The following is a 14,600-nucleotide window of genomic DNA, read 5'->3' on the forward strand; positions in this document are numbered from 1 at the left end:
ACCCACGGTTCGGCGAGCGCGGAGACTGCGCCCAACGCTTCCAGGCCTTCCGGGTCGCCCTTGTGCTCTCCGGCGATGAGCAGGCCGAAGACGCGGCGTACGCTCCAGTCGGGGAACGGCCGGTCGATCAGTTCCAGCGCATCGCCCGCACCGACCTCGCCATCCTCGATCACCCGGTAGTACCAGCCCGCCCGGCGCGATTTCACGCACCCGGCGTTGACCTTCGCCCCGTCGAAGCGATGATCGAGCTTCCAGCATGGCTGGCGGCCCTGACACACCTCGACGAGCGCGGTGCCCATCCGCCAGCGATCGCCGATGAAGATGTCTTCCTCGGTCAGCCCATCGGTCGCGATATTCTCCCCGAAGGCGCCGTAATCGGCCAGCAGCGGATGGTCGCCGATCGATTCGCGCCACCAGTCATAGTGGTCGTGGGGGTAGTGGTGGATGGCCTTGTCCGGCCCGCCATGGACCGAAAGATCGGCCTGGCTGTCCCCTTCGAGGCCCAGTCGGTGGACCTTCACCCGACCTTGCACCGCCGTCTTGGCGATGGCGCTCGGCTCGTCGGCCGCGCGGAACGGAGCGACCTTGCCGCAAAGTACGGAAAGAATGGGGAACGGACTCGTCATGACCGGGCTTTATTCCTACATGAACGATACGCGATCAAGTCGTGAAGCCGGCCCGAGGGCGGTGGATGCGGGATGAACCGGCGGAACGGTCCGTCGCTCGTCCAAGTCCATTCAACCTCTATTCAGGGCGTTGATTTCACGACAGTATCGTAAAAGAATCGAAGGCCGCGCCGGAGTGGGGCGTCTGGATCTCTTCGGGTTCGTGGAGCAAAGATGATGACACACCATTCCGGATCGCAGCTCGGCAGGCTGAAAATGGCAGCTGCCGCCGTGCTGCTCATGGCGCTCGCCGCGTGCGCGACGCCGTTCAAGGCCGACGTTTCGCGTTTCGCGACCCAGCTCCCCGCCCCGCAGGGCCAGAGCTTCGCGATAGTCGCGGACAATCCCAAGCTCGCTGGCGGGCTTGAATTCAGCCAGTATGCCTCGATGGTTGGCGATCGCATGGCCAAGCTGGGCTACACCCCGGTGGAAGACCCGGCCAAGGCCACGCTGATCGTGCGCTTCGACTACGGCGTCGACAATGGCCGTGAGCGCGTGCGCAGCACTGGCGTGGGCGCAGGCGCGTTCGGCCCGTGGGGCGGCTGGGGTCCCTATGGCGGCGGCTTCTACGGCCGCGGGTTCTACGGTCGCGGCTTCGGCTGGGGCGGCCCGTGGCGCTATGGCTGGTACGACCCGTTCTTCGACAACGGCATTCAGTCCTACACCATCTACACCAGCGGCATCGACCTGAAGATCGACCGCGCCGCAGACGGCCAGCGCCTCTTCGAAGGCAAGGCGGAAGCCGTCTCGACCTCCAATCGCCTGCAGTATGTCGTGCCCAATCTGGTGGAAGCGATGTTCACGAATTTCCCCGGGAACTCCGGAGAGACCGTGCGCATTACAGTCGCGCCCGAGAAGAAATAAGCACGAAATCAGACAGGCTCCCCCCTGCGAAGAGTGGGAGACACCGAGGGACGGGTCCGCTGAAATATTGCGGGCCCGTCCTTTTGCTATGGGGCCTCAGGCGCTATCTGGCGCCCCATAGGATTTGTTGATGCATAATTTCATGGCCATCCTCTCGCAGCTGTTCTGGGGCGTCACCATCGGCGCCTTGAGCGCTGCGTTCGAGACGCTGGCCAAGGGCGCGATGATGCTGGGCGGCCTCGGCGGTGCGGGCTGGTATGGCCTGAAGTGGCGTAAGGCCCGGCGTGAGCGGGACGGCAAGGGCAAGGACTGACGCTTTTGTCCTGGCTCGTTGAATGGATCTTCGAAGGTCTTATCGAAGCAACCGCCGAAGCGATCCACCACCGTTATGGCTGGGGTGGATGCGCCTCGCTGATCCTGTCGCTCGTCGCGGTGATCGGGGCCTTGCTGTGGTGGAGCGGAGTGTTCAGCTCCGCCACCTGAATCAGCTCCCCAGCGCGACCACGCCGCCGGTGGAGCCGAAACCGCCCTCACCCCGCGCCGTCTCGTCAAGTTCCTCGACGGCCACCCACGAGGCGCGCGTCACGGGCGCCAGAACCAGTTGCGCGACGCGGTCGCCGCGGCGAATGTCGAAGCCTTCGGCGCCGTGGTTGATGAGGATGACCTTGACCTCGCCCCGGTAGTCCGAATCCACCGTCCCCGGCGAATTGGGCACCGAAATGCCGTGCTTGAGCGCAAGGCCCGAACGCGGGCGTACCTGAATTTCGTAACCCACCGGGATCGCCACCGAGAGGCCGGTGGCCACCGCATGACGCCCACCGGACGGGATCGTCACGTCCTCGGCCGAGACCACGTCCATGCCCGCCGCGCCTTCGGTGGCGTAGACGGGCAGGTCCAGCCCCTGCCCGTGCGGCAGGACCTTGACCATGACGGGGACTTCATTCGGCGAGTGCATCGGCAATCCTTTCGACGAGGGCGCGCGCGACGTCCCCCTTGGGCATTTCGGGAAGGGAAACCACCTCGTCGGCCATGACGATGTGGACGGTATTGGCATCGCCACCCATGACGTCGCCGGAGACGTCGTTGGCGACGATCCAGTCGGCCCCCTTGCGCACGCGCTTGGCCTGGGCATAGCGGATGACGTCCTGCGTCTCCGCCGCGAAGCCGACGACCAGCGGCGGGCGGCGCAGGCCATGGGCAAGGCCGGCGAGAATATCGGGGTTTTCGGTCAGTTCGAGCGGCGCGATGGCGCCGCCGTCCTTCTTGAGCTTCTGATCGGCCGAGCGCACCACCCGCCAGTCGGCAACGGCGGCAACCATCACCGCAACGTCAGCCGGAAGCGCGGCGTCGACGGCCTCGGCCATCTCCAGCGCGCTCTCGACATCGACGCGATCGACGCCCGGCGGGGTCGGCAGATGGACTGGCCCTGCCACCAGCGTCACCCGCGCGCCCGCCTCGGCGGCGGCGGCAGCGATGGCGAAGCCCTGCTTTCCCGAGGAACGGTTGGCGATATAGCGCACCGGATCGATCGGCTCGTGCGTAGGTCCGGCGGTGACGAGGACGTGCTTGCCGAAAAGCCGCAGCGGCTCGTCCGAGAGCGGGATCAGTTCGAGCGCGCCGGGATCAGTGGCGGGCGCCGCCCGGGCACTGCCCTTGACCGCCAGCGGCGAAGTGCTGGCGGGTATGGCACGCGGCCCGCGCGGGATCATCGTGGCGGAAAGGCCGCCCGGCTCGTCACCGACGATACCTTCGGGGCCATGGCCGAGGCAGCGGGCGATGTGCTCCCAGATTTCCGCCGGTTCGGGCAGGCGGCCTGGGCCGTATTCGCCGCAGGCCATCGCGCCCTCGTCGGGCTCCATCACCTCGACGCCGGAATCGCGCAAGGTCTGAACGTTGCGCTGTGTCGCGGCGTGGAGCCACATGCGCACGTTCATCGCGGGAACCACGAGCACCGGCTTGTCGGTCGCCAGCAGCAGTGTGGTGGCCAGATCCCCCGCCAGGCCCGCCGCCATCTGCGCGAGCAGGTCCGCCGTCGCCGGGCAGACGACCACGAGGTCGGCCTGGCGGCTGAGCTGGATATGGCCCATCTCGGCCTCGTTCTTGAGGTCCCAGAGCGTCGTGTGGACGGGGTTTTCCGATAGCGCCGCAAGCGTCATCGGAGTGACAAACTTCGCGCCTCCCTCGGTCAGCACGCAAGTCACCGAGCCGCCTTCGCGGCGGATGATGCGCACGAGTTCGCAGGCCTTGTAGGCAGCGATGCCGCCGCCCACGATCAGCAGAATGCGCGGTCCGTTCATGACTGGGGCTTCTGCAACAGCGTGAGCATGGGCGCAATCAGTTTGGCACAGGCCCTTTGGCCGCAGCGACCAGTTGCATCACCGCGCGCGGAGCAAAGACCAGCCCGGCGAACATGACCGGGGCGATCATCGCGCCCCAGTAGAAGTTGTCCCACCGCCCGACGAGCGTGAACGCAAATCCGTATCCCGCGCAAAGCAGGAACCCCGCCAGCCCCGAGCGACTGCGCCAGCCGAGCCAGCCGAAAGTCATCAGCACCACCGCAGGACCCGCGAGAAAGTGCGGAAGCCAGCGCAAGTTGCTCGACTGCACCACATTGACCAGCCAGCCCGCCATGCCGCGCATGACCAGCCATGCCGGGCCGTGCGGGTCGCTCTGCAGCACGTCCCTCGCGATGATCGAGAGGTGCCAGGCGAGCCCCGCGAAGAACACCGCGATCAGCAGGGCCCACGCCGCGCTTTCGCGCCAGTTGCGGTTCCACAGCGCGAAAGCGGCCATGAGCAGCACGTAAGGCAGCGTCAGTTCACGAATCGCCAGCGCCAGCGCGGCGCAGAGGAAGGCCGCGATCCAGCGCCCACCCTGTCCGTCCCGGCCGATCCGGTGCAGGCCGAAGGACAGCGCGATCAGCCCCCCCGCCCACAATTCATGCAACGGAAAATAGTGCCGGTTGAGCTGCAGAGAGGCACCCACGAATACCATAGCGGCACCCAGACGCTGCACACGGCCGCCATCGTCCGTGTCCACGCCCAGACGGCGCCACCATACCGCGACGATTCCCAGCATGAGCGCCATCGCCGCGGCCATCTGGCCGCGCTCGCCGAGCATCGCGTCGATATAGGCCAGCGTCGGCAGGCGCACCGCGATGCCGGGGTTGACCGGATAATTGCGCGCCCTCTGCTCGGGCACGATGAAGTCGTAGTAGTTCTCGCCCTTCTGGATGCGGGCGATGGCGACCTCGTACAGCGCGAGGTCCTCGTCATAGGGCTTGTCCGGGGTGATGACGGCCTGGCCCCCCGCGTCCACCGGCCCTTCGACCGCACCCTCCCACGGCGAGCGATTGCCCGGCTTGTTGGTCGGCGCGATCATCGAGGCGACCAGCACCAGCGCCAGCAGCGCCAGCGCCAGCCGGGCAAGTCCGGGCGAGAGCCGCGCAAAGCGGCCCCGGTCGATCAGTGCAGAAGAGTCCAGTACGTCAGTGCCCACGCCGCCGCGCCCCCAAGGATTGCGGCCAGAGCATAGCCACCCCAGTGGTTACTTTCGCGTTTACGGCGCTCCCAGATCAGCTCCACCTCCGGCAGCGGTGCCTGTTCCGGCGCGCCGCCCTTGGGCGGGAAGCGGTCCTCGATCCGACGAACCAGCGCGGGCAGGCGCATCAGCGTCTCGATATCCTCGCGCACCCGGTCGACGATCACCGCCTCAGGGCCGAGTTCGTCGCGGATCCAGTCCTTCACGAAAGGCGCCGCGACGTCCCACATGTTGATCTCGGGATCGAGCGCGGTGGCCAGACCTTCGACCATCACCATGGTCTTCTGCAGCAGTAGCAGGTGGGGCTGCACCGCCATGTCGAAATCGCGGGTGATCGCGAAGAGCCCATCGAGCATCTGTCCGACCGACAGCTCCGACACCGGCTTGCCGCGCATCGGTTCGCCCACGGCACGCAGCGCGGTCGCGAATTCCTCGACCGTGTGATAGCTGGGGACGTACTGCGCCTCGAAGTGGATTTCAGCGACGCGGCGGTAATTGCCGGTGGTCAGGCCGTAGAGGATTTCCGCCAGCCACAGCCGCGCCTGACGGTTGATCCGGCCCATGATGCCGAAGTCGATCGCGACGATCGTAGTATGTTCCGGCGCCCCCTGCACGAACAGGTTGCCCTGGTGCATGTCGGCATGGAAAAACCCGCAGGAGATCGCCTGCGTAAGAAAAGTCAGTACCAGCCTGCGCGCGAGCTTGGGCATGTCGTGCCCCGCCTCGCGCAGCGCCGCGAGGTTGCTCATCTTGATGCCGTCGATCCATTCGACCGTCAGCACCGAACCGTTGGTGCGGTCCCAGTCGATGTCGGGAACGCGGTAATCCTCGATCCCCTTCATCGCATCGGCGAGTTCGGAGGCCGAAGCGGCTTCGCGGCGAAGATCGAACTCGCGCTGGGTCCAGCGCTTGAGGTTCGCGATCACGGCACGCGGACGCAACCGCGCCGCCTCGTTGCCAAGCGCCTCGAGATGAGCGGCGGCCCATTCATAAGTCTCGACGTCGTGCGCGAACTGCTCGCGGATGCCGGGACGCAGCACCTTGACGGCGACGTCGCGCCCGTCCGGCGTAACCGCGCGGTGGACCTGCGCGATCGAGGCGGCGCCTACCGGAGTTTCCTCGATCGAGGCGAAGATGCGCTCGAGCGGGCGGCCGAAGGTGCTCTCGATCTGCGCGCGGATCGCCGCGAAGGGCACGGGCGGCAAGCTGTCCTGCAAGGTCAGCAGGTTGTGCGCAGGACCTTCGCCGACGAGGTCGGGCCGGGTGGCGAGCGCCTGCCCCAGCTTGATCGCGGCGGGGCCGATCTCCTGGAAGGCGCCGGCATAGTCGGGCTCGGCCGGCTGGCGCGTGCCGAAGCGCGCGATCCGGCACAGGCGCTTGACCGGCGCCGGGGCATTGCGGTCGTTCTCGATCCCGCGCAGCGCCCCATGGCGCGCGAGGACGCGGCCCCACTTGAGGAGACGCGCGATGTGGACGGGGGTGGTGGTCACTTCTCCCCTCCCGCTTGCGGGAGGGGGCGGGCGCGTCCGAACGCAAGGTCGGCGCCAGCGCCCACCCCGCTGCGACTAGGCAGCAAGCTGCCAAGTCTCACTGCCCCTCCCGCAAGCGGGAGGGGGGAAGCTGCGAAAATCATCTCAGACCTTCCAGCCCGAATGGATCGCGACGAGGCCGCCGAGGATCGGCTCGACCTTGGTATGCTTGAACCCGGCCTTGCGCACCATGCCTTCGAATTCGGGCATCGGCGGGAAACGGCGGATCGATTCGATCAGGTAGCGATACGATTCCGCGTCCCCGGCGATCATCGAGCCGATCTTCGGGACCAGCTTGTGCGAATAGGCGTCGTAGACTTCCTTGAAGCCCGGCCATTCGGTGGTCGAGAATTCGAGGCAGAAGAAGCGCCCGCCGAACTTGAGCACGCGGTGCGCCTCGGCCAGCGCCTTGTCGATGTGGGTGACGTTGCGGATGCCGAAGGCGATCGTGTAGGCGTCGAAGAAGTGGGCGGGGAAGCTCAGTTCCTCGGCATTCTGGCGCGACCACACCAGCGTGTCGATGCCGCGCTCCATGGCGCGCTCGATGCCGACGTCGAGCATGTCCTGGTTGATGTCCGAGACAGTGACCACCGCGCCCTCGGCTTCCATGCGAAAGGCGATGTCACCCGTACCGCCAGCCATGTCGAGGATCTGCTCATCGGGACGCGGACGCACGCGGCGCACGAACTTGTCCTTCCACAAGCGGTGCATGCCCACCGACATGGCATCGTTCATCACGTCGTACTTGCGCGCGACGGAGGAGAAGACGGCGCCGACGCGGCTTTCCTTGTCCTCGGCCGCGACGTCTTCATAGCCGAAGGAAACGGTTTCGCTGCCGATCTGGCCACTGGTTTCGCTGCTCATGGCGCAGTCCTCTAAACGGCCGGGCGCGCCTGCGCCACCGCTTTTACCGCAAGGATGTGACGGGATTCGTCATGCACAGGCGCCGCCGCCTGCGGCATTCTTGTCCGCGTCCCCATTCCCGGAGAAACGCGATGGCCGAAATGTCCCTCCAGCCCACCTTCAGCCTCGCGCCCGAGAAGCTGTGGCAGGCGATCAATCCCTGGACCTGGACGTTCGAGGGCTCGCAGGTCGGGCTGGTCAACGTCAACATCGGCGAGACCAAGTACCCCGAGACCGAGCGCGCGATCCTCGATGAAGTCGGCAGTTACGGCCGCCAGCTGGGCCGGATCGGCGATGCCCTGGAAGTGCTGATCGCCCATTTCGACACGGCCCGGCTCTCCGAGGCGGAGCGCGACGCATTGACGATCCTTGAAGGCGACCTCGCCAAGATCCGCCGCGTCAAGGCGCGCGAACGGAAGAAGTCGCAGTGAACTTGCCAGCCCGGCCCAATGGAGGCACCCTCCCTTCAGGGGAAAACAGGAGGAAGAACCAATGACCGACTTCGACCCAAGACCCGCGAGTTCGGCGCCCAAGTCGGGTTTCGACTTCAACCAGCCGACGATCATAAACCTGCTCTATCTCGCATCCTACGTGACCGGAGTGACGGGCATCGTCGGCGTCGTGCTCGCCTATGCCTGGCGCGGGGACGCGAAGGCCGCATGGGAGGTGTCGCACTACGAATATGCGATCCGCACGTTCTGGCTGTTCTTCCTCGGCATGGTGGTAGGCACGATCCTGACGCTCGTGCTGATCGGCATCCCGATCCTGATCGCGGTGTCGGTTCTGGTGATCGTGCGCTGCGTGATGAGTATCCTCAACGCGCAGAAGCAGGTGCCGATGCCCAATCCGGGCAGCTGGCTGGTTTAGAACGCCCCGTACGCAAGGTACGCCAGACCCGCCGCCTGCACCGCGGCGATGGTGTGGAGCTGAGCGACGAAGGGTTGCTTGCGCGTCTTGTGCCGGAAGGCCCGGCGCCCAGCATAAGCGCCGGGCGTCCCGCCCGCGAGCGCGAGAAGCAGCAGCCGCGATTCCGGGATACGCCGTTCTCCCCGCCGCGCGCGGGCCTTGTCGATGCCGAAAGCAGCGAAGGCGACGAGGTTGAGCCCCGCCGCCAGCACCCACAGAACGTCCGTCAAATTCAGGCCGGTCACAGGCGGGCGAAGATCGACACCGCAAGGTTGATCCACAAGGCGAGCGTGAACAGCATGCCCAGAACGAAGGCCCCGCCCCGGTGCGCCGGGTTATTGTAGGTCATGTGGATCAGGCTCTGCACCACCCGCGCGCCGACGTAGCCCCAGGCGAAGATCAGCGTCCAGCGTCCCACGACCGCCACCACGAAAGCGGTGAGGCAGGCGGCGTAGAACAGCGTCGGCAGTTCGAACAGGTTGTCATAGTGCCGCACCGCCGCGCGGGCGCTTTCGGGCTCGGGCGGGCCGATGTGCGCACGGTAGTAGTCGGGATCCATCGACTTGATGATACCGGTGCGGGCGACCGCCATGCGCACGAAAGCCACGAACGTCAGCGCGACCACTACCAGCATCGGCAGGAAAATCAGGGTCGGGTTATGGGACATGCGGCGGCCTCCTTCATGATGGTTCCGCGTAAGGGAGCGGGAATCGCCCGGTCAGTTACTGGGCGTTGCAGCCGTATCCGGCGCTACGTCCGCAGGCGCAGCGGCCTCCGGTTCGTCCTGTTCGTCCGGGAGCGGACCACCCTCGGGGCCCAGCTTCTCCCAGTCCTCGTCGGCATCGGTCGGCGGCGGAGGCGGAGCGGAGGCGACGATCGGTTCGGGCTTGAGCCGGGATTTCGGGGTGCGGCTGGCGTAATGATCGGCGCCGTCCTTACTGAAGGCATAGACTTGCGTGAACGGCACACGGTACTCGGCCGTCCCGTCCGAGACGACCACTTCGTTACCGGCGAGGCGTTCAACGGTGCCGATGGCGAAGCCGTCGTCATCGACGAGCGGAAGTCCGTGGACGAGTTCTTCGCGGGACACATTGCGCACGGTGACCGCGTTCTCGTCAAGCAGGGCGCGCTTGCCCGCCTTGCTGTCGGCGGAGACGGGAGCCGACGTCTGGGCGAGCGCCGGCGGGGCGGTGATTGCAGGAGCGAGCGCAAGCGCGCTCAGCAGCAGCATAGTACGGGGCAAGACCGTTCCTCCGGACAGAATTCTCAGGAGAAATGCGCATGAAGCAAGCCGGTTGCCAAGAGCTACCCGCTGCGGGAGGCCGGAAACATCCGGCGAAATACGAGGAATGAGCCCCAATCTGGCGGGAATGGAGGAAAAATTGCCCCCATTCCCGATCCGATACGACTTACTCCGCCGCCACTTCGCCGAACAGGCCGGGCTCAGAACCATCGTCCACCAGCGGCTCGTCGTTCGCGCGCACCTTCTTGCGCGAGTCGAAGTTGGCCCACACGGTGTTCCAGTCGCCGCGGGTGGCGCCCTTCGAATATTCCGTCGAACGGGTCTCGAAGAAGTTGGCGTGCTCGACGCCGTTGAGCAGCGGCTGCAACCAGGGCAGCGGGTGATCCTCGATCAGGTAGATCGGCTTCATGCCCAGCTGGCCAAGGCGCCAGTCGGCGATGTAGCGGATGTACTTCTTGATATCCTTGGGCGTCATGCCCGGCACCGGGCCCAGCTCGAACGCCAGGTCGATGAAGTTGTCCTCGAGACGGATCGTGGTCTGGCACTGATCGGCGATATCGTCCTTCACCGCCTTGGTGAGGCAGCCACGCTCTTCGCAGAAGGCGTGGAATAGCTTGATGATGCCTTCGCAGTGCAGCGATTCGTCACGCACCGACCACGAGACGATCTGGCCCATGCCCTTCATCTTGTTGAAGCGCGGGAAGTTCATCAGCATCGCGAAGCTGGCGAACAGCTGCACGCCCTCGGTGAAGCCGCCGAACATCGCCAGTGTGCGGGCGATGTCCTCGTCGTTGTCGACGCCGAATTTCTGCAGGTAGTCGTGCTTGTCCTTGAGTTCCGAGTACTCAAGGAACGCGCCGTACTCGCTCTCGGGCATGCCGATGGTGTCGAGCAGGTGCGAATAGGCCGCGATGTGCACCGTCTCCATGTTGGAGAAGGCGGTGAGCATCATCTTGATCTCGGTCGGCTTGAAGACGCGCGCGTACTTCTCATGGTAGCAGTCCTGCACTTCCACGTCGGCCTGCGTGAAGAAGCGGAAGATCTGGGTGAGCAGGTTGCGCTCATGATCCGAGATGTTCTGCACCCAGTCGCGGCAGTCCTCGCCCAGAGGCACTTCCTCGGGCAGCCAGTGGACCTGCTGCTGGATCTTCCAGTAGTCGTAAGCCCAGGGATATTCGAAGGGCTTGTAGGTCTTGCGGGCTTCGAGAAGGGACATGGGCGGCTCCGGTGGATCGTCTGAAATTGCGTTCGCCCACAACGCTTTCACGCTTGGGCGGAAAGGCCAGAGATAGGCAAGATCGCGCGCAAATCGAGTGCGTGAATCATCTTCCCACAGGAATATGTGGGGGCAAGGAAAAAGTGTAGCCCCAAGGGGTTGTGGGTGTGATTAATTTCGCCGCCCTCGCATGAATCCCCGGATTGTGCCGGTCAGAGGACTTCGGCGACGCCTTTCAGGCTCTCTCGCGGCTTGTCGATCGCCTGCGCTTTCAGCTGATGCACGCGCGGGATCGAAACTTGCAAGACCTCGGCGATCTCGGCGAGGTTCAGTTCCTCCACGAAGTAGAGCTGCACGATCAGCTTGAGCCGGTCCGGCAGGTCGGTGATCGCCGCGATGACCGCGCCGCGCATCTCGGCGTCGACCAGCATCGCGAAGCTGTCAGGCGTTTCCGTCGCGAAAGTCATCCACTGGTCGGAATAGACCTCATCGATCGGCTCGAAACGCATCGGGCGGGCAGCATCCTGCAGCGAGACCAACTCACCCTCGCCCATGCCCATCGCCTGCGCCAGTTCGTCAGGCCGGGGATCGCGGCCGAGCCAGCCCCGAAGCTGCGTCTCCTTGTGCGCCAGCATGCGGCGGCGCTCGGACGTGCCGCGCGTGCCCTGCACGTTGCGGCGCACAAGATCGACCATCGCCCCCCCGCACCCGCATCTTGGCATAGGCGGCGAAGCCGTCCTCGGTCGGCAGATCGTGTTTCTGCGCGCATTCGGTGAGCGCGACGAGGCCGACCTCCACCAGATCCTCCAGTTCGATCCCCGGACGCCCGGTGCCGTGAACGTGCCAAGCCTGCCACTTGACCATCGGCAGGAAGCGGCGGACCACGAAGCCCTCTCGCGCACCTGGGACGACCTGTTCGCCACGACGGCCGCTGGCGCTTCGCCCGGCGCACATACGCGATGAACATCGCCGAATAGCCCCCTCTTGCGGCGGAGCAGGCGCGCGATTAGGAAGGCCGCGCCGAAGCGTTCACCTTGAGCATTTCGGCGAAAGATCGCGCCGGTGCCCCGCAAGGGGCTTAAAAGGGAACGCGGTGAGGATGTTCTCATCCGAATCCGGGGCTGTCCCTGCAACTGTAAGTGGCGAGCGCGATGCATAGGCCGGTGCCCCGAAGGTGGTCGCCGGCAGCCACTGGGCCGGACGCTGCGACATGCGAGGCCACGGGAAGGCCATGCATCAAGCGATGACCCGCGAGCCAGGAGACCTGCCTGCGTCCGGTCGCTCTTGCCTTGGTCCAGGGGATGGCCGCGGCACGGTAACTTCCGTCTGAGCGACGCAACGTGCGGCGGGGGCCGCATCGGCGCGAGGGACGTCGGGCGCCGCCGCGTCCGTCCGGTGCCTCCCGTGCCGACCGCGCCGAGTGCGCGGCACGCCCCCGTCAGGTCGCCGACGCGAAGACGGATCAGAATGCCGATGTCGCCCGCGAAAACCTCTCTCAAGAGCCGGATAACCGTGCTCTTTTTTCTGCTCGTCGCCGCCAACCTGGTCGTCTGGGGCTGGGCGTTCAGCCTGTTCCACGCCAGCCCGGTGATGCTGGGCACCGCCCTCCTCGCCTGGAGCCTCGGCCTGCGCCACGCGGTGGACGCCGACCACATCGCCGCCATCGACAACGTCACTCGCAAGTTGATGCAGGAAGGCCAGCGCCCGATCACCGTGGGCCTTTGGTTTGCGCTCGGCCATTCCGCCATCGTCCTGATCGCCGCGACCACCATCGCGCTGGCAGCAGGCACTCTCGATGATTTCGAGGCATTCGGCCGTTCGGGCGGGGTGATCGCGACGATCATTTCCGCCTGCTTCCTGTTCCTGATCGCGATCATGAATCTCGCGATCCTGCGCGGGGTCTGGCAACGCTTCGTCGAGGTACGGCGCGGCGGAACGTACACCGAGGAAGACCTCGACATGCTGCTCGCCGGGCGCGGGCTGATCGCGCGAATCCTGCGCCCCGTGTTCCGGCTGGTGCGCCATGCCTGGCACATGGCGCCGCTCGGTTTCCTGTTCGGCCTCGGTTTCGACACCGCCACCGAAGTCGCCATCCTCGGCCTCTCGGGCGCGCATGCGGCGGACGGCGTTTCCCTGGGGTCGGTGCTGGTGTTCCCGGTGCTGTTCGCGGCGGGCATGGCCCTGCTCGACACCGCCGACGGCGTCATCATGTTGGGGGCTTACGAATGGGCCTTCGTCAAGCCGATCCGCAAGCTCTACTACAACATCGTCATCACCGCTATCTCGGCCATGGTGGCGCTGGTGATCGGCTCCATCCAGACCGCCGTGCTGCTCTCGGAGAAATTCGGGCTGGAGGGCGGCGTGTGGTCCGGGGCGGCCTCGCTTTCGGAGCAATTCAACACGCTGGGCTTCCTGATCGTCGGCCTGTTCGTGGTGTGCTGGTTGCTGAGCTGGGCCGTGTACCGCTGGGGCGGTCTGGACACGGTGGAAGTGCGGTCGGCGGCCAGCCCACCCCGCTGCGACTAGGGCGTAAACGAGCAAGTCTCGCCCCCCACCCGCTTGCGGGAGGGGCCGGGGGTGGGTCTTTTGCCACGCAAGAAAGCCCGGCGGTCATGGGGAATCACCGGGCTTTCCGAACCTTCCGGGACAGAAAGGTTCTATATTTCAGTTCGTTATCAGCACAGCAGCGAGAGGATGTTCTCCTGGCTCTGGTTGGCCTGTGCGAGCATCGCGGTGGACGCCTGCGAGAGGATCTGCGCCTTTGCCATCGCGGTGGTTTCGGCCGAGTAGTCGGCGTCCTCGATACGGCTGCGGGCGTCGGACAAGTTGGTGGTGGTGTTGGTCAGGTTGTTGATCGCCGATTCGAGGCGGTTCTGGCCGGCACCCAGCGAGGCGCGGGTGGCGTTGACGTCCGACAGCGCGGCATCGACGTTGGTAAGCGTGGTCGCCGCCTTCGTGGCGTCGGTCACGTCGAGGGCGGTCGCCGAAACCTTGGTGCCGTCGATCGCCTTGGAGGTCAGCCCGACCTGCTGGCCGCCCTGCGAACCGGTCTGGATGTTGAAGGTGAGGTCGGCGCCGGCGGTGGTCGAGATCAGCGTGTTGCCGTTGAACTTGGCCTGCGTGAAGCTGTCGTTGATCTGCGTGGTCAGCGCCGAGACTTCCTGCTGCATCGCCGCGCGGTCCGAGGTCTGGTAAGTGCCCGAGGCCGACTGGATCGCCAGTTCGCGCACGCGCTGCAGCATGTTGCCGACTTCCGACAGCGTGCCTTCGGCGGTCTGGGCCAGCGAGATGCCGTCGTTGGCGTTGCGGATGCCTTGGCTCATGCCGCGGATCTGCGAGGTCATCGAGGTCGAGATGGCGAGGCCCGCCGCGTCGTCCTTGGCCGAGTTGATGCGCTTGCCGGTCGACAGGCGCTCCATTGCGGTACCAAGGGCCTTGTTGGCCGAATTCGATGCGTTCGAGGCGCGGATCGCGCTGATGTTGGTGTTGATGACTAACATTGTGCGTGTTCCCGTGAAGTGTCCCGTTGGTCCCGGCGGGTGGGTTTCCAGCGCCGCCAGCCCCTAAACCGGCAGGGGGCGAGGAAGTTTAAGTACGGGGTTCAACAAGCGCTTGCGATTCGACTCGTCGTCCCGGACTTGATCCGGGACCGCTGGCCGTGAACCGCCCACATCGCCGCGCGCGGCCTGCGATTGCCTCAAGAAACCCCAACGGTCCCGGATAAAGTCCGGGAC

The 14,600-nt window shown here is 65.7% G+C and carries 19 protein-coding genes and 1 riboswitch; of the genes, 7 read left to right on the plus strand and 12 right to left on the minus strand.

Going from position 1 to position 14,600, the window contains the following annotated elements; all coding sequences use genetic code 11:
* The coding region (locus ACYPYD_RS25375) for an MOSC domain-containing protein (RefSeq protein ID WP_459666304.1) at positions 1 to 626 on the minus strand (626 nt) is incomplete at its 3' end.
* Between the two features lie 216 nt (positions 627 to 842).
* On the opposite strand from ACYPYD_RS25375, the gene ACYPYD_RS25380 reads away from it, so the two are divergent.
* From ACYPYD_RS25380 to ACYPYD_RS25390, 3 genes are all read left to right on the plus strand, one after another.
* Complete coding sequence (locus tag ACYPYD_RS25380) at positions 843 to 1,529, plus strand: DUF4136 domain-containing protein (protein WP_036526466.1); 687 nt, start codon at positions 843 to 845, stop codon at positions 1,527 to 1,529.
* A gap of 130 nt (positions 1,530 to 1,659) precedes the next feature.
* Positions 1,660 to 1,842 (plus strand): hypothetical protein, encoded by a 183-nt coding sequence (locus ACYPYD_RS25385; protein ID WP_008833122.1) that lies wholly within the window; start codon positions 1,660 to 1,662, stop codon positions 1,840 to 1,842.
* Positions 1,843 to 1,847: 5 nt separating this feature from the next.
* Positions 1,848 to 2,012, plus strand: coding sequence for a hypothetical protein (locus tag ACYPYD_RS25390; RefSeq protein WP_155986275.1), 165 nt, complete (start codon positions 1,848 to 1,850; stop codon positions 2,010 to 2,012).
* 1 nt (position 2,013) lies between these two features.
* Here the strand turns inward: ACYPYD_RS25390 and dut are convergent, their stop codons facing one another.
* From dut to ACYPYD_RS25415, 5 genes are all read right to left on the minus strand, one after another.
* On the minus strand, positions 2,014 to 2,484 hold the full coding sequence (gene dut / locus ACYPYD_RS25395) for a dUTP diphosphatase (protein WP_008833123.1): 471 nt from the start codon (positions 2,482 to 2,484) through the stop codon (positions 2,014 to 2,016).
* Positions 2,468 to 3,826 (minus strand): bifunctional phosphopantothenoylcysteine decarboxylase/phosphopantothenate synthase, encoded by a 1,359-nt coding sequence (locus ACYPYD_RS25400; protein ID WP_459666307.1) that lies wholly within the window; start codon positions 3,824 to 3,826, stop codon positions 2,468 to 2,470. Before ACYPYD_RS25400 ends, dut begins: the two co-directional genes overlap by 17 nt.
* A 37-nt stretch (positions 3,827 to 3,863) precedes the next feature.
* Positions 3,864 to 5,027, minus strand: a complete 1,164-nt coding sequence (locus ACYPYD_RS25405; RefSeq protein ID WP_459666309.1) for a hypothetical protein — start codon at positions 5,025 to 5,027, stop codon at positions 3,864 to 3,866.
* Complete coding sequence (ubiB, locus tag ACYPYD_RS25410; protein ID WP_459666312.1) at positions 4,994 to 6,559, minus strand: 2-polyprenylphenol 6-hydroxylase; 1,566 nt, start codon at positions 6,557 to 6,559, stop codon at positions 4,994 to 4,996. Before ubiB ends, ACYPYD_RS25405 begins: the two co-directional genes overlap by 34 nt.
* 144 nt (positions 6,560 to 6,703) lie before the next feature.
* Positions 6,704 to 7,462, minus strand: a complete 759-nt coding sequence (locus ACYPYD_RS25415) for a class I SAM-dependent methyltransferase (protein WP_459666315.1) — start codon at positions 7,460 to 7,462, stop codon at positions 6,704 to 6,706.
* Between the two features lie 131 nt (positions 7,463 to 7,593).
* Here ACYPYD_RS25415 and ACYPYD_RS25420 point away from each other — a divergent pair, with 131 nt between their 5' ends.
* Both ACYPYD_RS25420 and ACYPYD_RS25425 read left to right on the plus strand, forming a co-directional pair.
* Positions 7,594 to 7,932, plus strand: coding sequence for a hypothetical protein (locus ACYPYD_RS25420; RefSeq protein WP_459666318.1), 339 nt, complete (start codon positions 7,594 to 7,596; stop codon positions 7,930 to 7,932).
* Positions 7,933 to 7,993: 61 nt separating this feature from the next.
* Complete coding sequence (locus tag ACYPYD_RS25425) at positions 7,994 to 8,368, plus strand: DUF4870 family protein (RefSeq protein WP_008833129.1); 375 nt, start codon at positions 7,994 to 7,996, stop codon at positions 8,366 to 8,368.
* Here the strand turns inward: ACYPYD_RS25425 and ACYPYD_RS25430 are convergent.
* From ACYPYD_RS25430 to ACYPYD_RS25450, 5 genes are all read right to left on the minus strand, one after another.
* Positions 8,365 to 8,652, minus strand: coding sequence for a DUF1294 domain-containing protein (locus ACYPYD_RS25430; RefSeq protein WP_008833130.1), 288 nt, complete (start codon positions 8,650 to 8,652; stop codon positions 8,365 to 8,367). The two genes, ACYPYD_RS25425 and ACYPYD_RS25430, sit on opposite strands and share 4 nt — an antisense overlap.
* Complete coding sequence (locus ACYPYD_RS25435; protein ID WP_459666320.1) at positions 8,649 to 9,074, minus strand: MAPEG family protein; 426 nt, start codon at positions 9,072 to 9,074, stop codon at positions 8,649 to 8,651. Before ACYPYD_RS25435 ends, ACYPYD_RS25430 begins: the two co-directional genes overlap by 4 nt.
* A gap of 51 nt (positions 9,075 to 9,125) precedes the next feature.
* Entirely contained in the window at positions 9,126 to 9,650 is a 525-nt protein-coding gene (locus tag ACYPYD_RS25440) for a hypothetical protein (protein WP_155986276.1), read from the minus strand.
* Positions 9,651 to 9,816: 166 nt separating this feature from the next.
* A complete protein-coding gene (locus ACYPYD_RS25445) occupies positions 9,817 to 10,866 on the minus strand; it encodes a ribonucleotide-diphosphate reductase subunit beta (protein ID WP_008833133.1) in 1,050 nt (349 codons plus the stop codon).
* 212 nt (positions 10,867 to 11,078) lie between these two features.
* Positions 11,079 to 11,561 carry a sigma-70 family RNA polymerase sigma factor gene (locus tag ACYPYD_RS25450; RefSeq protein WP_459666322.1) on the minus strand — a complete coding sequence of 161 codons (483 nt, stop codon included), beginning with the start codon at positions 11,559 to 11,561 and terminating at the stop codon, positions 11,079 to 11,081.
* 58 nt (positions 11,562 to 11,619) lie between these two features.
* Here ACYPYD_RS25450 and ACYPYD_RS25455 point away from each other — a divergent pair, with 58 nt between their 5' ends.
* Together ACYPYD_RS25455 and ACYPYD_RS25460 are read left to right on the plus strand one after the other, a co-directional pair.
* The gene (locus ACYPYD_RS25455; protein WP_459666324.1) at positions 11,620 to 11,829 is read left to right on the plus strand and encodes a hypothetical protein; all 210 of its coding nucleotides are present in this window, start codon (positions 11,620 to 11,622) and stop codon (positions 11,827 to 11,829) included.
* Positions 11,830 to 11,909: 80 nt separating this feature from the next.
* Positions 11,910 to 12,152: riboswitch (cobalamin riboswitch) on the plus strand.
* A 187-nt stretch (positions 12,153 to 12,339) separates the two neighbouring features.
* Complete coding sequence (locus ACYPYD_RS25460) at positions 12,340 to 13,392, plus strand: HoxN/HupN/NixA family nickel/cobalt transporter (RefSeq protein WP_008833136.1); 1,053 nt, start codon at positions 12,340 to 12,342, stop codon at positions 13,390 to 13,392.
* Between the two features lie 149 nt (positions 13,393 to 13,541).
* Here the strand turns inward: ACYPYD_RS25460 and ACYPYD_RS25465 are convergent, their stop codons facing one another.
* Positions 13,542 to 14,366, minus strand: a complete 825-nt coding sequence (locus ACYPYD_RS25465) for a flagellin N-terminal helical domain-containing protein (RefSeq protein ID WP_459666327.1) — start codon at positions 14,364 to 14,366, stop codon at positions 13,542 to 13,544.
* Positions 14,367 to 14,600: the final 234 nt, after the last annotated feature.

The organism is Novosphingobium sp. 11B (genome assembly GCF_054589055.1).